Annotated in this window: 25 protein-coding genes and 1 tRNA gene; 2 read left to right on the top strand and 24 right to left on the bottom strand. The window is 40.4% G+C overall.

Annotated features, from left to right (window positions below; translation table 11 throughout):
* Nucleotides 1-10: 10 nt before the first annotated feature.
* Nucleotides 11-1,012: a tyrosine-type recombinase/integrase gene (locus NSQ44_RS03550; RefSeq protein WP_340854942.1), complete on the bottom strand. Its 1,002-nt coding sequence runs from the start codon at nucleotides 1,010-1,012 to the stop codon at nucleotides 11-13.
* A gap of 163 nt (nucleotides 1,013-1,175) precedes the next feature.
* A tRNA-Arg gene (locus NSQ44_RS03545) sits at nucleotides 1,176-1,251 on the bottom strand.
* A 263-nt stretch (nucleotides 1,252-1,514) separates the two neighbouring features.
* Here NSQ44_RS03545 and clpP point away from each other — a divergent pair.
* Nucleotides 1,515-2,093: an ATP-dependent Clp endopeptidase proteolytic subunit ClpP gene (clpP, locus tag NSQ44_RS03540; protein ID WP_063389160.1), complete on the top strand. Its 579-nt coding sequence runs from the start codon at nucleotides 1,515-1,517 to the stop codon at nucleotides 2,091-2,093.
* A gap of 724 nt (nucleotides 2,094-2,817) precedes the next feature.
* Here the strand turns inward: clpP and NSQ44_RS03535 are convergent.
* From NSQ44_RS03535 to NSQ44_RS03430, 22 genes are all read right to left on the bottom strand, one after another.
* Nucleotides 2,818-3,075: an HPr family phosphocarrier protein gene (locus NSQ44_RS03535; RefSeq protein ID WP_063389161.1), complete on the bottom strand. Its 258-nt coding sequence runs from the start codon at nucleotides 3,073-3,075 to the stop codon at nucleotides 2,818-2,820.
* A 24-nt stretch (nucleotides 3,076-3,099) separates the two neighbouring features.
* The gene (gene whiA / locus NSQ44_RS03530) at nucleotides 3,100-4,050 is read right to left on the bottom strand and encodes a DNA-binding protein WhiA (protein WP_063389162.1); all 951 of its coding nucleotides are present in this window, start codon (nucleotides 4,048-4,050) and stop codon (nucleotides 3,100-3,102) included.
* Nucleotides 4,051-4,073: 23 nt separating this feature from the next.
* On the bottom strand, nucleotides 4,074-5,030 hold the full coding sequence (locus NSQ44_RS03525) for a gluconeogenesis factor YvcK family protein (RefSeq protein ID WP_063389163.1): 957 nt from the start codon (nucleotides 5,028-5,030) through the stop codon (nucleotides 4,074-4,076).
* 2 nt (nucleotides 5,031-5,032) lie between these two features.
* Nucleotides 5,033-5,914 carry an RNase adapter RapZ gene (rapZ, locus tag NSQ44_RS03520; protein ID WP_063389288.1) on the bottom strand — a complete coding sequence of 294 codons (882 nt, stop codon included), beginning with the start codon at nucleotides 5,912-5,914 and terminating at the stop codon, nucleotides 5,033-5,035.
* Between the two features lie 210 nt (nucleotides 5,915-6,124).
* On the bottom strand, nucleotides 6,125-6,583 hold the full coding sequence (locus NSQ44_RS03515; protein WP_063389164.1) for an 8-oxo-dGTP diphosphatase: 459 nt from the start codon (nucleotides 6,581-6,583) through the stop codon (nucleotides 6,125-6,127).
* A 289-nt stretch (nucleotides 6,584-6,872) separates the two neighbouring features.
* Entirely contained in the window at nucleotides 6,873-7,820 is a 948-nt protein-coding gene (trxB, locus tag NSQ44_RS03510) for a thioredoxin-disulfide reductase (RefSeq protein WP_340854940.1), read from the bottom strand.
* A 99-nt stretch (nucleotides 7,821-7,919) separates the two neighbouring features.
* Nucleotides 7,920-9,350 carry a tetratricopeptide repeat protein gene (locus tag NSQ44_RS03505; RefSeq protein ID WP_340854935.1) on the bottom strand — a complete coding sequence of 477 codons (1,431 nt, stop codon included), beginning with the start codon at nucleotides 9,348-9,350 and terminating at the stop codon, nucleotides 7,920-7,922.
* 81 nt (nucleotides 9,351-9,431) lie between these two features.
* Nucleotides 9,432-10,049, bottom strand: a complete 618-nt coding sequence (hisIE, locus tag NSQ44_RS03500; RefSeq protein ID WP_094245213.1) for a bifunctional phosphoribosyl-AMP cyclohydrolase/phosphoribosyl-ATP diphosphatase HisIE — start codon at nucleotides 10,047-10,049, stop codon at nucleotides 9,432-9,434.
* On the bottom strand, nucleotides 10,046-10,804 hold the full coding sequence (gene hisF, locus NSQ44_RS03495; RefSeq protein WP_340854931.1) for an imidazole glycerol phosphate synthase subunit HisF: 759 nt from the start codon (nucleotides 10,802-10,804) through the stop codon (nucleotides 10,046-10,048). Before hisF ends, hisIE begins: the two co-directional genes overlap by 4 nt.
* Complete coding sequence (gene hisA / locus NSQ44_RS03490; RefSeq protein ID WP_066249069.1) at nucleotides 10,801-11,538, bottom strand: 1-(5-phosphoribosyl)-5-[(5-phosphoribosylamino)methylideneamino]imidazole-4-carboxamide isomerase; 738 nt, start codon at nucleotides 11,536-11,538, stop codon at nucleotides 10,801-10,803. The genes hisF and hisA overlap by 4 nt, the downstream gene beginning before the upstream one ends.
* Nucleotides 11,539-11,542: 4 nt before the next feature.
* Nucleotides 11,543-12,154, bottom strand: a complete 612-nt coding sequence (gene hisH, locus NSQ44_RS03485) for an imidazole glycerol phosphate synthase subunit HisH (protein WP_094245211.1) — start codon at nucleotides 12,152-12,154, stop codon at nucleotides 11,543-11,545.
* 2 nt (nucleotides 12,155-12,156) lie between these two features.
* Entirely contained in the window at nucleotides 12,157-12,744 is a 588-nt protein-coding gene (hisB, locus tag NSQ44_RS03480) for an imidazoleglycerol-phosphate dehydratase HisB (protein ID WP_063389171.1), read from the bottom strand.
* A complete protein-coding gene (gene hisD, locus NSQ44_RS03475; protein WP_340854924.1) occupies nucleotides 12,737-14,032 on the bottom strand; it encodes a histidinol dehydrogenase in 1,296 nt (431 codons plus the stop codon). Before hisD ends, hisB begins: the two co-directional genes overlap by 8 nt.
* Nucleotides 14,029-14,667: an ATP phosphoribosyltransferase gene (hisG, locus tag NSQ44_RS03470; protein WP_063389289.1), complete on the bottom strand. Its 639-nt coding sequence runs from the start codon at nucleotides 14,665-14,667 to the stop codon at nucleotides 14,029-14,031. Before hisG ends, hisD begins: the two co-directional genes overlap by 4 nt.
* A 5-nt stretch (nucleotides 14,668-14,672) precedes the next feature.
* Entirely contained in the window at nucleotides 14,673-15,845 is a 1,173-nt protein-coding gene (locus tag NSQ44_RS03465) for an ATP phosphoribosyltransferase regulatory subunit (RefSeq protein ID WP_340854921.1), read from the bottom strand.
* A 177-nt stretch (nucleotides 15,846-16,022) separates the two neighbouring features.
* Nucleotides 16,023-16,529: an acyltransferase gene (locus NSQ44_RS03460; protein ID WP_063389173.1), complete on the bottom strand. Its 507-nt coding sequence runs from the start codon at nucleotides 16,527-16,529 to the stop codon at nucleotides 16,023-16,025.
* Nucleotides 16,530-16,534: 5 nt separating this feature from the next.
* Complete coding sequence (gene ppaX / locus NSQ44_RS03455) at nucleotides 16,535-17,173, bottom strand: pyrophosphatase PpaX (protein ID WP_063389174.1); 639 nt, start codon at nucleotides 17,171-17,173, stop codon at nucleotides 16,535-16,537.
* The gene (locus NSQ44_RS03450; protein ID WP_094246438.1) at nucleotides 17,163-18,107 is read right to left on the bottom strand and encodes a nucleoside recognition domain-containing protein; all 945 of its coding nucleotides are present in this window, start codon (nucleotides 18,105-18,107) and stop codon (nucleotides 17,163-17,165) included. The genes ppaX and NSQ44_RS03450 overlap by 11 nt, the downstream gene beginning before the upstream one ends.
* Nucleotides 18,108-18,133: 26 nt before the next feature.
* On the bottom strand, nucleotides 18,134-18,943 hold the full coding sequence (gene lgt / locus NSQ44_RS03445; RefSeq protein WP_063389175.1) for a prolipoprotein diacylglyceryl transferase: 810 nt from the start codon (nucleotides 18,941-18,943) through the stop codon (nucleotides 18,134-18,136).
* 25 nt (nucleotides 18,944-18,968) lie between these two features.
* Nucleotides 18,969-19,904, bottom strand: a complete 936-nt coding sequence (gene hprK / locus NSQ44_RS03440; RefSeq protein WP_063389176.1) for an HPr(Ser) kinase/phosphatase — start codon at nucleotides 19,902-19,904, stop codon at nucleotides 18,969-18,971.
* A 139-nt stretch (nucleotides 19,905-20,043) separates the two neighbouring features.
* On the bottom strand, nucleotides 20,044-20,961 hold the full coding sequence (locus NSQ44_RS03435) for a metallophosphoesterase (protein WP_327862692.1): 918 nt from the start codon (nucleotides 20,959-20,961) through the stop codon (nucleotides 20,044-20,046).
* A gap of 63 nt (nucleotides 20,962-21,024) precedes the next feature.
* Nucleotides 21,025-21,384, bottom strand: coding sequence for a phage holin family protein (locus NSQ44_RS03430; protein WP_063389178.1), 360 nt, complete (start codon nucleotides 21,382-21,384; stop codon nucleotides 21,025-21,027).
* Nucleotides 21,385-21,619: 235 nt separating this feature from the next.
* Here NSQ44_RS03430 and sda point away from each other — a divergent pair, with 235 nt between their 5' ends.
* Nucleotides 21,620-21,775: a sporulation histidine kinase inhibitor Sda gene (sda, locus tag NSQ44_RS03425; protein WP_327862693.1), complete on the top strand. Its 156-nt coding sequence runs from the start codon at nucleotides 21,620-21,622 to the stop codon at nucleotides 21,773-21,775.
* The last annotated feature ends 21 nt before the right edge of the window (nucleotides 21,776-21,796 follow it).

Here is a 21,796-nt window from a genome sequence, read left to right as displayed (position 1 = left end):
GACAAATTAATTATAACCAATTTTTAATATTTTCTAAATTTTCATCTTCCATTACTTTTCGATACTGCTCAGACACGTCGTCGTTCGTATAGTCAAGATATATCTGCGTTGTTGTAATGTCGCTATGACCGAGTATCATTTGCAGCGATCTAATGTCTCCACCACGTTTTAAGTAGTTAACTGCGAATGTGTGTCGCAAACTATGTGGGCTTGCTCGACACTCGTCCTTTAGTCCTGCAATACGAGCGTACTTATCCATACGCTTACGTATATGGTCAGCGCGCATTGGCTCTCCGTATTGATTCGTAAAAACATGTTTCACGTCTGTTCCGAAATATTCTTGTGTTTCCGCAACTAAATCGTAAAGACAATCACGTACCTCTTTTGTAATTGGTACAACTCGTGTTTTACGGTTTTTGTTCTTTGCGCCCGGCAGCAAAATTACACAATTCTCAAAGTCAATGTCGTTAATTTCCAATGCGTTAATTTCATTAGATCGTAAGCCACATTTCAACATAGTCAGCATTGCGCAGTAATCACGAAACCCTGCGAAAGTATCTCGATCAATAACGCTGAAAAGTCGTTTAATTTGCTTGTCAGTCAATGTAAATATTCGTTGTTCATCCGTTTTTAGTTTCGGAACTTTTTGCGCTGGGTTTTCATTAATAATATCGTTTGCGGCGAGTTTACTAAAAATAGATTTAACACCACCTAACCGAATGTTTATCGTAACTGGCGAAAGTTTCCTTACATTAAGTAGTGTATCAATATACAGTCTGAAATGATCTACTGTTATGTCGCCAATATTATCGGTTTCACGCACGCCGATTGTTTCGATAAATTCCGACCAATAATTACGATAGTCGTTGATCGTTCTTTCACGATATCCTTCCGTTTGAAAAATCGTCATAACACGGTTAAGTGCATCAACTATTGTTATGTACGCCGTTGGCGTTCTTGTGACCGAAAATTCTCTTCGTTTATAAACACCTCTTCGCATTTTTCGTGGCATAAAATAACCTCCCGTCAAACAATAACGAAAGGACCCGTTTACCTGCGTTAAAACGGACGCGAACCTTGCGAAAAACTTATCGGTCGTTTTTACGGTGTTCGCGTCCTTACTCGACAAAATAAAACGGAGTTTCCGCTAAGAAACCCCGTTAAATCAACGCTTACGCGCTCGGAGGGACTCGAACCCCCGACGGACGTGGTACCGGAAACCACCGCTCTATCCAACTGAGCTACGAGCGCATTTTTCAAATGTCACGAATTATATTATAATCGAACCGAACAGTATATGCAAGAATAAATTTTGCTTATTATCCATCGTGTCAAAATTGTTTTGAAAAATTCATTTTTCATCGTTGTTTGAAAAATGAAAAATGAGGGTATGATGGTACATGTATTGATCTTATAAATAATTATATATAAAAGTTTTTTGTTTGACCTTTATTGACCTTTTATGTATGATGGAATAGAAATGACTTTAACTTTGATGCGAGGGAGGAAACATAATGAATTTAATACCGACTGTTATTGAACAGACAAACCGTGGTGAACGTGCTTACGATATTTATTCAAGATTGTTAAAAGACCGCATTATTATCCTTGGTACGCCAATTGATGATCATGTTGCAAACTCCATCGTTGCTCAGCTTCTTTTCTTGGCAGCGGAGGATCCTGAAAAAGATATTTCCCTTTACATTAACAGCCCGGGCGGATCAATTACTGCTGGCATGGCGATTTATGATACGATGCAATTTATTAAACCTGATGTATCCACGATGTGTATAGGAATGGCTGCTTCCATGGGAGCATTCTTATTGGCGGCAGGTGCAAAAGGAAAACGTTTTGCCCTTCCGAATAGTGAAGTAATGATCCATCAACCGTTAGGAGGCGCGCAAGGTCAGGCAACTGACATTGATATTGCAGCTAGACGAATTCTCTCTTTAAGAGATAAATTGAACAGAATTTTATCTGAAAACACTGGCCAGCCTCTTGAAGTAATTGAACGTGATACGGACCGCGACAATTTCATGTCAGCTGAACGTGCAAAAGAATATGGGTTGATTGACAAAGTTTTAACAAAATAAAAGCTGCCTCAAATAGGAAGACAAAAAAAATTTAAACATATCAAGCAGACAGTATAAAAATAAACCGCTGCTTCATACCTTCACGCATTTGAATGAGGAGCAAATGTCAAGAATGATCTTGACAGCAGCTCCTCATTTAACTTTTTGGCAGGAATCGTCAGCTTTACGTTTTCGAAAGGCCGTTAACTGCCGATATTGCTTTAATCTAAGCCCAAAATGCGGATCGAGCCGGATGAAGGATTAAATATGCTTTCGGAGAGCCTGTGTAAACCGTATTTTGCTGAAGTTTTTTCTGGACACCTGCTGGCAAAAACAAGTGTTATAATCGATTTTTTCATGTTATAAAGGGCTAGAATCTCTCTTTATCCATTCAGCTGTAAGTCATTCGAACCATATCAAAGCACGTTTGTTTTTTCTTGAATGTTGATCGCAGATTTATGAAAAAATAGTATTTACACCAAATATATTGCTCGGATTCGCCCCGCTCTTTCGCAATGCTTTGAATCCAAAAGTTCCAGTTAAGAACCTTCACAAAGCTCTCTCCCAACATAAGATTTATCACAACTTTTCTATTAACGCACTCGAAGCCATTTCGTCTTCATATCAGTTTTAGCAAAAATAAAGCCCTCTTGTGGCTGACAGCGGTTGTTTCCTGCTTTCTCCCACAAGAGAGGCAATATCCATCCATTGATGAATTTTGTGGCAATTTTTTTGTTTGTTCACATTAATTTTCGTTTTGAATGTAGTTGATAAGCGCTTCTAATGCTTCTTCCTCATCGTTTCCTTCTGCGATCAATGTGATCTCAGAGCCGCTGTTAATAGCTAAGCTCATCAACCCCATGATGCTTTTGGCGTTTACTTTCTTTCCGTCTTTTTCGATAAAAATGTCAGATGAAAACCTGTTGGCTTCCTGAACAAACAATGCAGCCGGTCGTGCCTGCAAACCGGTTTTTAACCGAACTTCCACTTTTTTCTCAACCATATTAATCCCTCTCTTCTTAAAAATTTATTTAAATGAAATCGTTTTGCCAGCCCGCAATTTTTCAGCGATTTCATCGATTTTTCTTAATCGGTGGTTGATTCCCGATTTGCTGATTTTCCCGCTGGACACCATTTCACCTAGTTCCTTCAATGTCACATCTTGATACATAACCCGTAATTCTGCAATTTCCCTCAGCTTTTCAGGTAAGGCGCTTAATCCGATCTTTTCATCAATGAATTTTATATTTTCTACCTGCCGTAAAGCAGCTCCAATGGTTTTATTTAAATTTGCTGTTTCGCAATTGACAAGGCGGTTCACTGAATTTCTCATATCACGAACGATTCGGACATCTTCAAAACGCAGTAGAGCTTGATGGGCACCGATCAATGTCAAAAATTCCCCAATTTTTTCAGCTTCCTTTAAGTAAGTAATATATCCTTTTTTCCGTTCCAGTGTTTTTGCATTTAAATAAAACGTATTCATCAAGCTGCATAGCGAATCGTTATGTTCCTTATATAACGACGAGATTTCCAAATGGTATGAAGAAGTTTCCGGGTTGTTGACAGATCCGCCCGCTAAAAACGCACCGCGCATATACGACCGCTTGCAGCACTTTTTTTTCACAAGGTCTAAAGAGATTTGATGGTTATACATAAAATCCTTGCCTAAAATTCGCAAATCCTCCAAAATCTCTTTTACTTGTTCATTCATTCTAACAATATAGACGTTATTCTTTTTTAATCGCATCTTTTTTCGTACAAGCAGCTTGATCGGAACGTCATATTTTTTTTTGATCAGCATGTAAATGCGTCTTGCAATCGCTGCGTTTTCAGTCTGCACATCCAAAAGCAATTCCCGGTTGGAAAATGACACAGTTCCGTTCATTCGGATGAGCGCGGACAACTCTGCTTTTAAACAACATTGTTTTACTTCCAGTGTTGTCAATTCTTTTTTCGTCTCTGAAGCAAACGACATGTTTCCATTACCGCCCTTTCCGATTACGTTTCTTCCAGAAGCAAATTTTTTAAGATGTTTGCCACTTTATTCGTATCATGTCGAATAACATGTTGATCGAAGGAGACCATGTTGTCCTGCACTACTCGAAGTCCCATATCTTTTAGCGCCTCTGCATCGACTTGGACAGGAAAAGCTGATTCTTTCGCGTAGCGTTTTTGTATGTATTCGGGAATAGATCCGTTGTTCACGAGGATCACATCAATAAACGGACAGTTTAAATGATCGTAAAGAGCCTTCACATGATCGCTCGCTGTATAGTTTAGCGTCTCCCCTGGCTGAGTCATGACATTGCATATATATATTTTTTTGGCCGAGGACTTGCAAACCTCCTCGCCAATTTTCGGAACGAGCAAATTCGGTAAAATGCTTGTATAAAGACTTCCAGGCCCTAAAATGATCATATGTGCCTGTCTGATGACATCGATCGTTTCTTGAAGAGGTTTTACATTTTTCGGGGTTAAAAACACCTTTTTAATTTTTTTTCCTGAAAAAGGGATTTTCGATTCCCCTTTCACAACAGATCCATCTTCCATCTCCGCATTTAATACAACGCTCTGGTTCGCTGCAGGCAAAACAGTACCGCGAACATTTAATACTTTACTCATTTCCCGAATGGCGTGCATAAAGTCGCCGGTGATATTGGTCATCGCTGCAAGTATTAAATTGCCGAGAGAATGGCCAGTCAAATCGTTCCCTTTTTTAAAACGATGCTGGAAAAGTTCCTCGATTAGCGGTTCCACATCGGAAAGAGCAGCTAACACGTTGCGAATGTCGCCCGGCGGGGGAATGTTCAGTTCATCACGAAGTCTACCGGAGCTGCCGCCATCATCTGCAACTGTTACAATGGCCGTGATATCAAAAGGGAGCAGCTTTAAGCCTCGAAGCAGAACAGATAATCCGGTTCCTCCTCCAATAATGACGATTTTCTTTTTATCCATAGTTATCGATAGTTTCTCCTTTCAATATCACGATGGGATACATGCACTTTGTAGTTTTTGCGGAAAAAATCCCCTAAATATTCAGCCAGAGTCACCGAGCGATGCTGTCCGCCAGTGCAACCGATTGCAATGACCACTTGACTTTTTCCTTCTCTTTGAAAATGAGGGATCATAAATGAGAGTAAATCTGTCAGCTTCTCTAAAAATTTAGATGTCTCTGTCCATTTTAAAACATATGATGAAACTTCTTCGTCAAGCCCCGTCTTAGGGCGCATATGATCAATATAATACGGGTTGGGCAAAAATCTCACGTCAAACACTAAGTCCGCGTCGATCGGCAAACCATATTTAAATCCAAATGATAAAACGTTCAACGTAAAGGTTTGATCGCCATTTTCTGCGAACTGTTTTAAAATTTTTTCTCTTAATTCTCTTGGCTTTAAGTTGGATGTATCATATACAATTTGCGCACGTCCCTTTAATTCCTCCAGCATTTCCCGTTCAAGGCGGATCCCCTCAAGCGGAAGACCTTTTGGAGCTAATGGATGGGTTCTTCTCGTCTCTTTATACCGGTTAACTAATACTTGATCATGTGCATCAAGAAACAAAATTTGCGGTGCGATCCACGGGATATCATTGATTTCTTCAATTGCCTGATGGAAAGATTCAAAAAATTCCCTTCCCCTCAAATCCATAACTACAGCTACTTTGTTCATTTTCGTTCTCGATTCTTTCATAAGCTCTAGAAACTTGGACAAAAGAGTAGGTGGAAGATTATCGACGCAAAAATATCCAAGATCTTCAAAGCTTTGAATCGCAACCGTCTTACCTGCCCCGGACATCCCCGTAATAATAACCATCTTAATATTTGAAGTTTCACTCATCATTCAAAGCCCCCCGTTTTTTCAAAAGAAAAATATTCAGTAACAGATGTTGAATAGGAAATATCGGGATTTATTTTTTTAATCTGATAGCTTTTTGATCAAGGATGAGAAGAGTCAAATCATAAATTTATTTAGCGGAAATTTTGAAACTGGCATGTATATCCTCTTCTCTGAACCTTGGCTTCGATTTTCTTGCAGCTGAGGTTTTCTTTATTGTGGATCGAGCCGATAAGACAAAAGCTCATAATCAGGTGTATAGATGAATGTTCCATACATGATTCCTGACCCTTTAATCATATATTCAATAATGTGGTAGTCGCCCGCAGCCATCGGCAACTGTTTAATTTCATCAATCGAGTGCCATTTCAGCTTTCCTTCCTCAGTTTCCAAAACATTTTCCCCGTTAAATTGTGTTGCGAAAAATGTAAACATCATCCATTCTTGAACAACCTTATCTCCATCTTTGACAATGATCGTGAAAATCCCTTTAATTTTTGGATTTATTAAATAAATTCCAGTTTCTTCTCTAAATTCTCTTACAACAGATTCTTTTATCGATTCCCCTTGCTCCATTTTCCCTCCAGGGGCTACCCACCAATTCCGGCGCGGTTTTTGAAGCAAGAGCAGCTGACCTTCATGAACAAGAACACAATTTGTAACCCTTTGCAAAGCAAGTTCACCCCTAGGTTGCGGTACATAAAAAATATTTATTCCTTTTATTATACAATTAAATGCTATAGTGTCTCAATGCGCATGCTTTCCTACTTTATCATACGTTTTTTCTCTTTTAAAGGTTTCAAAAGAAAAGGTGGAACAAAAAAAGGAGCATGGGAAGGGTTGCCCATGCTCAAAAGTATATATTATAAAAGGGGGTCAATTACTACTTTTATAGTAACTGAATTTTATTTCATTGATGTTACAGCACAATTAAATCATAGTTACGATTTTGTTAACAATTTTAGGCATTTTTTAATTTCTCTTTTAATTCTTCAATATAATGTTGAGCACTTTGGGCAGCAATGCTTCCGTCACCAGTTGCAGTTACAATTTGCCGCAAAGATTTTTCCCGAATATCTCCTGCCGCAAAGATGCCGGGAATTTTCGTTTCCATGTTTTCATTTGTTTCAATATATCCTGCTTCATTCGTAATTCCGAGATTTTCAAAAGGTTTGGACAGCGGCACCATGCCAATGTATACAAATACACCGTCTATCTCTTTTTCTGTTTCTTCATTTGTTATCGTATTTACGAGCGTGACTTTGCCAACCTTCCCGTCGACTTCATGAATTTCTTTTACTGTATGATTCCAAATAAAATCAATCTTTTCATTATCAAAGGCGCGCTGCTGCAATATTTTTTGGGCGCGCAATTGATCGCGGCGATGAACGATTGTCACACTGTTCGCAAAGCGGGTTAAATAAACTCCTTCCTCGACAGCAGAGTCTCCGCCGCCGACAACAATCAAATCTTTTCCTTTAAAGAATGCTCCGTCGCATACAGCACAATAAGAGACGCCTCGTCCGCCCAGTTCTTTCTCTCCAGGCACGCCGAGCTTTTTATATTCGGCCCCTGTAGCGATAATCACTGCTCTTGCTTTATATTCTTTGTTGCCTGTTTTGACGATTTTATATTCGCCTTCATCGACAATTTCCTTCACATCTCCATATTCGTATTCAGCACCAAATTTTTTAGCATGTTCAAACATTTTATTTGATAGCTCTGGACCTAAAATATGATCAAATCCAGGATAGTTTTCAACATCTTCCGTATTGACCATTTGTCCTCCAGGCACGCCTCTTTCTATCATTAAAGTAGAAAGGTTGGCGCGGGATGTGTAAACAGCAGCTGTCAATCCTGCAGGTCCTGCTCCGGCAATGATACAATCATAAATTTTTTCTTCAGACACGAGACTCACTCCTCATCATATGATCCAATAAATAATACAAAATTATTATTCCCTACAACTTATCCTATATAAAATAAATGTCTCGTGCTATTTATTTGCTCACATTTTCAATTTTTTTGCGACGCGCACGTATTTAGACAGCGTAGCTTTGCTGATGTTAAAATGATTTGCCGCACCATCTTGTGTGATGTTTTTTCCTATCTGTTTCATCCATAAATAATAGACAGCTGCTGACCATGCGTTGACATTGCGAAATTTTATGTCGAACTTAAAGGCATTTTTGAAAAGCCGAAACCAAAATAAAACCAATTCTTTTCCTTCTGACGTTTTGTCCATTAAACTATCGGCCACATGGAAAGCGAAATGAACAGCATGAAAACCTGTCGGCCTTTTGCCATTTAAAACGTTTAAAGCATATTGAACAGCTTCTCTTTCAAGACGAGTTTCAAACTCCTGTTCATTTACTAAATACGCTCGTTCATCCATTTTCATTGCGAAATAGATAGAGAGCAGCCGCTCCGGGACTTGATTTTCCATTTCGTTTAGCCCTTTCATATTCCACGGTTCAGAGCCTTCCTTCCGCGGATTTAAATACAGAACCTTCTTCCATATTTTTTTAGCAAAGTCATAGTGTCCTATAAAATAAGAAGAGTATGCGAGCCAATAATAAAACGTGTCATCCCCCTCAAATCCTTTTCGATACAAGGCATGGAGCCTCTTGAATGCATGAGGATAAAAGCCGATGAGTGCAAACGTCGCCCCCAGTTTATATTGGTGCTCCGAAACAAGCGGATAAACTCTTTTTAGTTTTTCAACTAGCATGCTTATGCTCGCTTCATCACCTTCATAATAAAAAAATACAAGCAAATTGCATAAAGCATGCAAATTCCCTGGATTTTTCCGGAGCACGAGGGAAATCATGTCCTTCGCTTTTTCCACTTCCCCAAGGTAAAAATAGGCAAGCGCCAAATTATTATAAGCGGACCAAAACTCTGGGTAATCAGTTATAATCTCTTTTAAAATGGAAATAGATTCTTGAAACTGTCCATTCTCAAGCAAAGAGCGCGCTTTTTCTTGCTTCACGATTAGATCATCCGAATGCTCAGCCTCTTCTTCTATTTCAATCATTTCAAGAAGATCGCTGTTTTCTACGGAAAATATGCCTTGCGGCGCCTTTTCCTTATATATCATTGCATGTTTATAAGCTTCGTGAAACAAGCCGAGATGAGCATAATTATTTGCAAGAAAATAATAGCATTCTACCGAATGAGGGTGAATATGTTCAATAATGTATGTTAATAGTTCGTTTGATTTTTGAAACTTTCCTAATTCGGTATAAATGCTGGCCAGCCTGCAAATCATTTCTTCGTTATACGGATCCAGATCTACTGCCCGCTTGACGAATTTTGAAGCCGACTGCAAATCGCCTTTTTGATAAGCCTTTAATCCCCAGCGATAAAACGTTGCACTGTCTTGAAAAAACGAAACAATTTTTGAATCTTCGTCTTTTTTTACTTTACGGTTTCCCACTCAAACCCTCCATTTCACTTTATTTGCCGAGGGATAGTATACCATATCTTATAAATAGGAAAAACCTATTTTTACTCGCGATTATTTTTCATGTCTTTCTTTTAAAACTGTCAATACTTCATCGAGCGGAAGCTTTTGCTCGCGCAGCAGAACAAGCAAATGAAATAATAAATCCGCGGCTTCCCATTTCAGCTCATCATGGCTGCGGTTTTTTGCTGCAATAATGACCTCTGAAGCTTCTTCTCCAACCTTTTTTAAAATTTTGTCCAAGCCTTTTTCAAACAAATAGGTAGTATAAGAATCTTCCGGACGCTCAGCTTCACGCTCCGCAATGACGGCCTCCAGCTTGTTAATAATATCAAAACGGCTACCGTCCACCTGGCCGCCACTTTCTTTTGAAAAACAGCTGTATTGCCCTGTATGGCAGGCCGGACCATTCGGGATTACCAGCACGACAAGCGCGTCCTTGTCACAGTCATAGCGTATCTCTTGAACAGTTTGTGTATTGCCGGACGTTTCTCCTTTATGCCAAAGTTTTTGGCGAGAACGGCTGTAAAACCATGTTTCCTTCGTTTCCAATGTTTTTTTTAGCGACTCTTCGTTCATATAAGCTACTGTTAACACTTCTTTGCTAACAGCATCTTGAACAACCGCAGGAATAAGTCCATTTTCATCGAATTTGAGTTCTGCTATGTTCACCGTATATTCACCCCTTCTTTTTGCAAAAATCTTTTTACTTCTTTGACTGATGTTTCTTTGTAATGGAAAATGGAAGCTGCCAGCGCTGCATCCGCTCGGGCATCGCGAAAAACTTCAAGAAAATGCTCAGCATTACCGGCGCCGCCGGATGCAATGACTGGGACGGGAACTGCCTCGCTTACTTTTTTGGTTAAGTCAATATCAAAGCCGGATTTTTCTCCATCCTGATCCATGCTAGTCAGCAAAATCTCGCCAGCACCTCTTTTTACAGCTTCCTTTGCCCACGCCACGACTTCCCATTCGGTCGCTTTTCGTCCCCCGTGCGTATAGACGCGGTGGCTTCCGAGCTCTGGATCGTATTTTGCGTCAATCGCTACCACAATGCACTGGCTGCCAAAGTAATCAGCTCCCTCCATAATCAGCGAAGGGTTTAATACAGCAGAAGTGTTAATGGAAACTTTATCCGCACCAGCACGCAAAATTTTTTTCATATCTTCCAAAGAGTTGATTCCGCCTCCGACCGTAAAGGGAATGGCTAATGTTGCCGCTACTCGTTCGACAACATCAATCATCGTTTTTCTGCCTTCATGAGATGCGGAAATATCTAAGAAGACAAGCTCATCTGCTCCTTCTTCATCATAAAATTTCGCTAGCTCCACTGGATCGCCCGCATCTTTCAACTGGACAAATTGCACGCCTTTGACGACACGTCCGTCCTTAACATCTAGACAAGGAATGATGCGTTTCGTAATCATAGCCCATTCACCTCATGGATAGCATCGCGGAGGCTGAACTTTTTCGTATAAAGCGCTTTTCCGACAATAGCGCCTTTCACTCCATCCTGTTCATATTGCTTTAACTTTTTCAAATCATCAATGGAGCTTACCCCTCCGGAAGCGATGACTGTTTTTCCAGTTGCTTTTGCCATTTCCACAATCGCCTTGACATTTGGTCCCGAGAGCATTCCATCTGTTGCAATATCAGTAAAAATAAATGTTTCTGCACCGCTTTTCGCCAGTTCTTTACCAAGATCAACCGCTTTAACTTCGGACGTATTCAGCCAGCCTTCTGTTGATACATAGCCATTTTTCGCATCGATACCGATTGCGATTCGGCCGCCGTATTCAGCCAGCATTTTTTCAACAAATGACCTGTTTGAAACGGCAGAACTGCCTAAAATAACCCTGGAAATGCCGTTTTCCAAATATTCGTATACATCTTTTTCTGTGCGAATGCCGCCGCCAACTTGTACCTTTACTTTTAGCTCTTTTGCCACTTTCAAAACATGTTGATGGTTCACGCGGACTCCTTCTTTTGCCCCATCCAAATCTACCATATGAATCCAGTCAGCACCTTCCTTTACAAACGACTCGGCGACAGCAAACGGTGAATCTCCGTAAACCGTTTCTTTATTGTAATCGCCTTGAAGCAGCCGGACACATTTCCCTCCGCGCAAATCAATGGCGGGAAAAATAGTAAAACTCATCATTAGCTCACATCCTTGATACAAAAGTTAAATAGTTTTTCAAGATGGCTAGTCCCAGCTTGCCGCTTTTTTCCGGATGAAACTGGCAGCCGAATACATTTCCACTTCCTACAATAGCCGGAACCGTCACGCCGTATGAAGCGCTGGCGACCACAACGTCCGGATCGTTTACGACCGCATAATAAGAATGAACAAAGTATACGTAATCTTCTTGAAGACCAGTTATGAGAGGATGATCTCGTTGAAAAGTCAGCTTATTCCATCCCATATGCGGGACTTTTACATTTTTTCCTGGAATTCTTTTTACTTGGCCGTTTAAAAAGCCGAGTCCTTCAGTCCAGCCGTGTTCTTCGCTTTCGTTGAACAAAAGCTGCATGCCAAGACAAATACCTAATAAAGCCTTTCCCTTTTGCACTTCGTCCTTCAAAAATTTATCTGTTTTTGTTTCCGTTAAAATAGCCATCGCGTCTTTGAATGCGCCTACTCCTGGCAGTATATAAGCTGTTGCCTTTTCAAGCTCGTTTAAATCACTTGATACAAAATATTCCGCATTCATGCGTTCCAAGGCTTTCGAGACGCTGTATAAATTCCCCATGCCATAGTCGATCACGCCAATCATTTTTACAACATCCCCTTCGTTGATGGAACCCCTTTGACTCTGGGGTCGATCATAGTCGCTTCATCAAGAGCTCTCCCCAACGCTTTAAATACAGCTTCAATCATATGATGGGTATTCATTCCATAGTGAATGATTACATGCAGGTTCATCCGTGCTTCAAGCGCCAGCTTCCATAAAAATTCATGAACAAGCTCTGTATCAAATGTTCCTACTTTCCCCTTCGGCAATTCTCCACGCATTTCAAAATGCGGTCGGTTGCTTAAATCAATAACAACCTGCGCTAAAGAGTCATCCATTGGGACAAAGGCATGACCGTACCGTTTAATTCCTTTTTTATCGCCTAGAGCTTGTTGAATCGCCTGTCCCAAACAAATGCCAATATCCTCTGTCGTATGGTGATCATCAATATCAATGTCGCCTTCTGCCTCAATCTTTAAATCAAAATGGCCATGCCTTGTGAACAGATCAAGCATATGAGTTAAAAAAGGAACTCCAGTTTTTAGATCTGCACGGCCTTCACCATCTATTGAAAATGACAGCTGAATATTCGTTTCGTTCGTTTTTCGAGATATTGTGGCGGTTCTATTCATTTCGATCACTTCCTCTTTTTTCTAGTCGAGCTTCAATTGCTCTTGCATGCGCCTCTAATCCTTCATATCTTGCAAACTTTGCAATTTTTGAAGCATGTGCACGGAATGCTTCTTCACTGTATGAAATGATGCTGGACTTTTTCATAAAGTCATCCACGTTAAGCGGGCTGGAAAAACGCGCTGTTCCGTTTGTCGGCAAAACGTGATTGGGACCTGCGAAATAATCGCCTACAGGTTCACTGCTATATCTCCCTAAAAAGATGGCTCCTGCATGTTTAATTTTTGGCAGAACACCCGTCGGGTTTTCCGTTAATACCTCCAAATGCTCAGGTGCCAATTGGTTGACTATCCCAACCGCTTCCTCGATTGAATCCGTTACATAAATAGCACCGAACTGTTCGATCGAAGCAGCGGCGATATCTTTTCGCGGCAAATCGGCCAATTGTGCCGCAACTTCCTTTTGAACTTCCTTTGCTAATTTTATAGAAGGTGTAACAAGAATGCTGGTTGCCAGCCTGTCATGCTCTGCTTGCGACAATAAATCGGCCGCAACTTCATGCGGAACAGCCGTATCATCAGCTAAGACGACAATTTCACTTGGCCCGGCGATCATATCGATATCAACTGTTCCAAACACCTCCCGCTTTGCAAGAGCGACGAATATATTGCCAGGACCGACAATTTTGTCGACCGGTTCAATTGTTTCTGTACCGTAAGCTAGAGCGGCAATTGCTTGGGCGCCGCCAGCTTTATATATTTCCGATACGCCAGCTTCATTGGCTGCCACCAGCACTTCCACCGGCAGGCTCCCATTTTGATCTGGAGGAGAAACGAGCACGATTCTGCCTACACCAGCCACTTTAGCCGGCATGATATTCATTAAAACAGAAGAAGGATAGGCAGCTGTGCCCCCGGGAACATAAACGCCGACAGCATCTAGCGGCGTTAATTTCTGACCGAGCATTGTTCCTTTTTCATCGAAATAAAACCATGATTCTTTCTTTTGTTTTTCATGAAAATGAAAGATATTTTCTGCTGCTTCTTGAACAATGTCAATGAATTCTTTATCTACCGCTTCGTACGCTCGACTAATTTCTTCTTTTGATACGTGCAAAGATTGAAGATCTGCCCCATCAAAACGTTTCGTATATTCGTATAGCGCCTGATCGCCTTCCTTTTTGACTCGTTCAATAATTTCCTTCACAATTTTGCGCTGCTCCTCTGTTCCAGCGTCAATCGATCTTTTCAAGGAAAGCTTTTGATCCTTAGTGATGTGAATAATTTTCAATCCGAATCCTCCTTTCCTTCTTCCACTGTTTTGGCAAGTCGCTCCACAAGCATGTCGATCGGCTTGTCCTTCATCCGATAGCTGACGGGATTGACAATGAGTCTTGAAGTGATATCAGCAATATGTTCAAATTCTACTAATCCGTTTTCTTTTAACGTTCTTCCCGTCGAAACAATATCGACAATTCTGTCAGCCAGTCCAATCAATGGCGCCAGCTCGATCGATCCATTCAAATGAATGATTTCGACCTGCTCCCCTTGCTCTCGAAAATATTTAGAAGCCACATTTGGATATTTTGTCGCCACCTTTGGAGCGATGTCATTCATTTTCGTATCAGGCAGTCCGGCTACAGCCAGATGACATTTGCTAATTTTCAAATCAAGCACTTCAAAAACATCCCGCTCTTCTTCCATCATGACATCCTTTCCGGCGATCCCAACATCTGCAACACCATGCTCTACATATGTTCCGACATCCATCGGCTTCGCTAAAATAAAGCGAATATTTTCTTCCGGCACGGTCAAAATTAGTTTTCTTGATTCATCAAATTCGTCTGGCAGCTTGTAGCCTGATTTTCTTAATAGTTCGACAGCTTCTGAAAAAATTCGCCCTTTCGGCATCGCAATCGTTAACATGCTCATCACTCTCTCACCTTTCCTGGTTTTCCGAGGAAATAATAAATATCTGTAAATTGACCTGTAAACCTGTCGATTTGATCGATACCGGAAATATCTTGCATGACAACCTGTTTTCCTTCTTTTCGCAGCTTATTGGCATACCGAAAAGCTTCTTGTCGATTCTCTCTGCTGAATATGATGCAATTGCGATCTTTATTCAAATTTAAATTCCCCAGAGCTTCCAGCAAATTATCTAACCGTATGCCAAAGCCTGTCGCCGGGGCAGGACGTTCAAATTTTTCTAAAAGATGGTCATAGCGCCCGCCGTTTCCGATCGGAAGTCCAACACCGTTCGCATATAATTCAAAAATCACGCTTGTGTAATAACTCATGTGGCTGACGATATTCAGTTCCAATTTGATATATTGATCCACTTCATAAGCTCTTAATTGGGTAAGGAGCTGTTTTAAATCTTCCAGCGCTTTCTTCCCGCTGTCACAAGCAACAAGGCTTGAAGCTTCATCAGCCTTCTCAATTCCTCCTTTTAAATCAATGACTCTTAAAAGGCGTTCTTTGTCAATGGTAGAGAGAGATAATCTTTTCACATGCTCGCGGTATCCGACAAAGTTCTTTTCATATAAATAGCGGCGCAGCTTCTCCGCCCGTTCTTCCTTCCCTAAAATTTCTCCGAACAAAGCATTGATAAATCCGATATGCCCAATGGAAATTTTAAAATCTTTAAGGCCAGTATTTTTTAAGGCATATATCATTAGAGCGATCGCTTCCGCATCAGCGCTAATCGTTCCATCGCCAATCAGCTCAATGCCAATTTGTTCAAATTCTGCCGGTCTGCCGCCTTCATGCTGCTGTGCACGAAACACATTTGCAGAATAAGCGAGCCTTAACGGCAAGCTTTCTTTCATCAGCTTGGAAGCCGCAATTCGTGCAATGGGAGCTGTCATATCTGGTCTTAAAACGAGCGTATGCCCCTGCCTGTCAAGAAGTTTAAATAATTGCTGCTCTTGTATCGCCGACTGAACTCCTACTGTTTCATAAAATTCCAACGTTGGAGTCTCCAAAAATTGATAACCCCAGCTTTCAATCACATTCATCATTTTTTTACGAACGCTTTCTTTTATGACATATAAGCCCGGCAATGTATCCCGCATTCCCAAGGGCTTTTCAAACATAAACACTCACTGACACCTCCATGGCGCATTCACTTTAATCCGCTAATATGTTACCATACTACCAAAATAAAGATTTATAATCAATAAGTTTTTGATGTAAACTTCTTTCACAGAGCGCCTTTATTTCACTTTCGCTCAATCCTGCTTAATCAAAAAGCGGTAAGCGACAAAAATTGATGACGCTTACCGCTTTCTTTTTTCCATTTCTTCTTTTGTATAGATGATTTGCATTGGGTTTCCTCCTGCAAAAGAGCCTTCCGGAACATCTTTATGAACTACAGTGCCGGCAGAAACGATAGCTCGATTTCCAATTTTCACACCAGGCAAAATAGTCGTGTTTGCTCCGATCATGACTTCATCTCCAATTTCCACTTCGCCGATGCGATATTCATCGATTAAATATTCATGTGCTAAAATCGTCGTGTTGTATCCGATAATAGAATTGCGCCCAACTTTAATTTTTTCCGGGAACAAAATATCCACCATAACCATAAATGCAAACGATGTTTGCTGTCCGATTTTCATGCCAAGAAATGTGCGGTAAAGCCAGTTTTTGATAGGCATAAATGGAGTGTAGCGCGCGATCAGAATCACGATGACATTTTTGACAACTTTCCAAAAAGAAACCGTCTTGTACACCTGCCAAAGGGAGTTTGCTCCTTCAACAGGAAATTTATCCGTTCTTCTCACAATCTTCACTCCATCACAATGTTCAATAAATCACTCATTTTGTCCAGCACAAAATCTGGCTTTAACGATTCTATATACTCTCTCCCTTTTATGCTCCAAGCAACTCCTGCCGTTAATGTTCCTGCATTTTTTCCCGCCTCTATATCATGAAGGTTATCTCCCACCATTAATGCATTAGACGGCTCGGAACCGAGCAATTTAAGAGCGGACAAGACCGGCTCAGGATGAGGCTTCGCATGCTGTACATCATCCAGTGTGATAATTGCGTCAAAAAATGAATCCATTTCCGTTAATTTCAGCCCCATCATAACAGTGTCGCGAATTTTCGTTGTCACAATGCCCAGTTTCAATCCCTTTTCTTTTAAAGCTCGAACCGTTTCGTGCACATGATCATATTCCTTCACAAGCAGATCATGCTGGGCATGATTAAACTCCCGATATCTTCGGACCATTTCCTCCGCTTTTTCAGGGTTAATACGTTGAAATGTGTCAATAAGCGGAGGCCCGATGAAAGGAAGTATATCTTCCCGTTGATATTTGCCCGGATAATAATAGTTCAGCGTATGTAAAAACGATTCAATAATTAATTCATTTGTGTTTATTAACGTGCCGTCCAAGTCAAACAATACGGTGTCAATGTTCATAAACCGTTCCCCTTTTCCCGATATGTGCTTGTTTTTTCCAGACAAAACCGATAATCATCGTTAAAAGAATGGCTGCGAACAGCCGGATGAGTAAAAGCGGCCAAACTGAACCGACGATCGGAACAAAAATTAATGTGTCTTCTATCACAGCATGGCAGGCAACGAGGAATATAAACGCCAACGTTAAATCGCGATGCTCCACTCCATCTTCTTTTACTGCTTGCAGCATCACGCCAGCCCCGTAGGCAAGCCCGAAAATTAATCCTGCCGCAAGCGTTGTTGAAGTGTTCCTCTTCATTCCCAGCATTTCGGTTACCGGCTCCATCTTTTTTGAGAAAGCGTCGACCCAGCCTAAATCTTTCATAAATTGAATGGCAATCATTAGCGGGATGACGATGGCCGCAAGCTGAATGACTCCCATTGCCGCTTTTTCAAGCCCTTCAAGTAAGATCATTCCCCAGTCTGAAGGCACGGCATCTTGTTGAGATATAAATCCGTATTGAGCTTTTTCTCCACCGCCGTCCCAAAAAAGATTGATGATAAAAGCCGAAAAAAATGCCAGTCCGAGCCGGACGGACAAGATGATCCATAGTTTCACACCGACTTTGCTTGCTACAGTCGTTTCGATTAATAAGTTGTGGGAAAATGACAGCATGACTGCCAAAATAAAGACTTCTTTTACCGTAAAATCAATGGACAAAATGGCTCCAATCGCCGCATACAAGTTAAGAAAATTCCCAATCACAAGGGGGATTGCAGCATCTCCATTTAACCCGATTACCTTCATGACCGGCGTTATAAAATGAACCATCCAATCAATCAAAGGAGTATGTTGTAAAAATGAAACAATCAACGTTACAGGGAAAATGACTTTACCGAGAGTCCACGTTGTTTCCAATCCTGTTTGTAATCCTTTTTTCAATGTTTGTTTCAAAGTTTCACCTTCATTCCAGCAATTTATCAATATTCATCTAAATATCTTTCTACTTTTTTTAGTCTCCGGTAAATTATAAGAGCAATTGCACTAAGAATAAGTAAAATCGAAATGACCTGTGCCATTTTTACCGTTTCCGTCAGCATCAAACTATCAGTTCTCATGCCCTCGATAAAAAATCGCCCGATCGAATACCAAATAACATATGATAAAAACAGCTCTCCACGCCGCAAATTAAACCTTCTTAGCAAAATTAAGATGACGAACCCAGCGAGATTCCAAATGGATTCATATAAAAAAGTCGGGTGATAATATTGTCCATTTATATACATTTGATTAATGATAAATTCAGGCAAGTGGAGATTTTCCAAAAATTCTCTTGAAACAGGTCCTCCATGAGCTTCCTGGTTAATAAAATTCCCCCATCTGCCGATCGCCTGCCCTAAAATAATACTCGGCGCAGCTATATCAGCCAGTTGCCAGAAAGATAGTTTTTTTACTTTTGCATACACAATCCCGGTTGCCACAGCACCGATTAACCCGCCGTGAATGGCAAGGCCACCATGCCAAATTTTAGGGATTTCCGAAAGATTTTCAGAATAATATTCCCATTGAAAAATGACATAATAAGTTCTGGCACATATAATCGCAATAGGAATAGCAAACAATGCAAGATCGATAAATATATCTTTATGAAGACCTCTTCTCTCCCCTTCACGCATCGCCAAATATAGGCCGAGCAATGCGCCGATTCCTATAATGATCCCGTACCAATGAACTTGTAATGGTCCTAGCTGAAATGCGATTGGATCAATGGGCTGAATTGCCTCTTTCATTCTCTCATCTCTCCTATTTCATCAATTAAAAATCTTCGTGATCTCCATCTTCGATAACATCCGCCAATTTATTTGTAAATTGTTCCGCCGCATTGAATCCCATTCTTTTTAACCGGAAATTCATTGCCGCAACTTCAATAATAACAGCCAAGTTTCTTCCAGGACGTACAGGAATTGTTAATTTTGTCAGTTCTGCATCCAAAATTTTCATTTTCTCTTCATCGAGTCCTAAACGGTCGTATTGTTTGTTCGGATCCCATAATTCCAAATCGATGACAAGGGAAATTCGCTTATGACTACGGACGGCTCCTGCACCAAACAATGTCATCACATCAATGATTCCAAGACCGCGGATCTCTAAAAGATGGCGGATCAATTCCGGCGCACTGCCGACTAATGTATCCCGATCCTCCTGACGAATTTCAACACAATCATCTGCAATTAAGCGATGCCCTCTTTTCACCAGTTCAAGAGCAGTTTCACTTTTGCCTACCCCGCTTTTTCCTGTAATTAAAACACCCACCCCGTAAATATCAACAAGCACTCCATGTACAGCTGTCGTTGGAGCAAGCTTGCTTTCCAAAAAATTGGTTAAGCGGCTTGACAAGCGGGTCGTTTTCAATGGTGAGCGCAGCACTGGAACATTTGATTTTTCAGATGCCTCAATTAATTCCGGCGGAGCCTCCATCTCTCTTGACACAATGATTGCCGGTGTTACATCTGTACATAGCTGCTCCATCCGGCTTTTCTTTTCTTCAGGCGTCAATTTTGCAAAAAACGTAAGCTCCGTTCTTCCCAGCAGCTGTATACGCTCTTTTGGATAATATGTAAAATAACCAGCCATTTCAAGACCAGGTCTGGAAAGATCACTTGTAATAATGGGCCGGCTGATTCCCTCTTCTCCGCTGATCAATTCAAGTTGGAATTTTTCGATAATATCTTTTGTACGTACTTTCGACACGAAGTCTTTCCTCCTTAGACTTAAAAAACTTTTTTCATCTTTTTATTGTAGCACTTTTCTTTTTGGCAACAAACATCTTTCATCAAAGACATTCATTGCTTAAAAGCAGAGACAAGGGCATCGGAGCGAAAGATAAAGGCTATTCAATCCAAAACTCTTCTTTTTTAGGAGAGAAAAAAAAATGCTTGTTGGAATAAGGTGAATATGCACGGACATAAAATTTGGAGCGACTCGGAAAATAATGGAGCAAGCGTAAAAAGCCTTCTCCTCCTTCAGAAGCCCCCTGATAGTCCGCCAATAATTCATAAACAATCCGATCAGGAGTCCCATCATGATCATCATCAATTTTTGTTTTTAATAACTCACTGTCATCATAATGGCCGCTCAAAACGATTTTTACATTCGGATTCTTTTTGACGATATTGCGAAATATACGATTTCCAACCAGCGTTCGTTTTCCATTTTTATGCAAATATTTATGGACAGCTATGATTGCTGTTCGGTCTGAATGACGTTTTAAGACTTCGTTCATCCAGCTGATGCTGTCTTTGTCAACATGCCAGCCGATATACAAAAAAAGAAAATGTTGATGTCCGAGCGTAATTAAATCGTAATGCCCTCGATTATTCCGATATCCCCCACCATAATAAGGCTTCGTGAAAAAACGATCTTTACCAAAATATTGATGAAACATTTTATATGATTTTCCGTATACTAAATCGTGATTGCCCGCAAGCACTCCGTAAGGAATAGACACCTGTTCCAGTTTTCGGAACATGCGGTCTGCTTGAACCCACTGCTGTTTCTTTTCCGCACGGTTGACAATATCACCGGTATGAACAACATATTTTATATTCCAATTATCGCGATTTTGCACAATCCAATCCATTTGATTACGAAAAATATGAGGGTATTTTTCCGAATAGTATTGAGTGTCTGAAAGCCATACGATCGTGTAGACGTTTGAATCATTTGGCGAAGCTGCAAGCTCAAAGCTAGGAAATGCGGGAGATAAAATCATGAAAACAAAAATAATAAGAGGAAAGATTTTTTTCATTTATATCACCTATTCGTATCATTCCCGAAACGATAGGAGATATGAATGAAAAAATCTTTTTCATTAGTCTTTAAAACGGTTCATAAACACCAATTGAATGAGCAGATTCAAAAACGAAATGAAGATGGAGGCGAGGAGGGCAGTTCCAAAGCCATCAATATTAAAGGCATCTCCCATTATTGCCTGGGCAATCATCAACGTAACTGCATTGATGACAAATAAAAATGTTCCGAGAGTAAAAACCGTAATCGGCAATGTCAATAATATGAGAAACGGCTTCACAAAAACATTTAACACTGACAAAATCATACTGGCTACAATAGCCGCTCCAACTCCGCTTAAATAAAACGAATCAAAGAACCCAGCTACAACAATCAAAATCAGTGCATTTAATAAAATGCTTGTCAACCATCTAATAAACATCGAAATTCGTCCTTTTCACTTTCTATTTACAAATTATTATAACACTTTCTATGTGAAAGTATGAAATAGATTGACATTTTTTCACTATTTTGGTACCATTCTTTACACAAATAGGAAAGGAGTTGATAGACTTTATTTTCTGAATTTTCATATTTTTCTCGCCCTAGACGACTCGTCTTTCTGTCCTGACGTAAACGTTTGTTTATTTTAACAGAAAGGAGGGGCAGCAGTTCAAATGAACTCATTGTATCTTTTATCTAATTACCTGTTAATGAAAGCCTATTATGAAGCCATTCAAATCGAGGCTAGTGAAGAGTTTATCGTTTTATTAGAAGAAGAAATTGTTAGAAGAGGAATTGTCCTTTCCTCTCCTAACATAAATGTACAATAAAATTAAACTCACGGAGAAGAT

It is taken from the genome of Aeribacillus sp. FSL M8-0254 (assembly GCF_038008845.1).
Taxonomy (GTDB): domain Bacteria; phylum Bacillota; class Bacilli; order Bacillales; family Aeribacillaceae; genus Aeribacillus; species Aeribacillus composti.
Note: the sequence above shows the minus strand (reverse complement) of the source record. Positions and strands in the feature narration are given on the sequence as shown.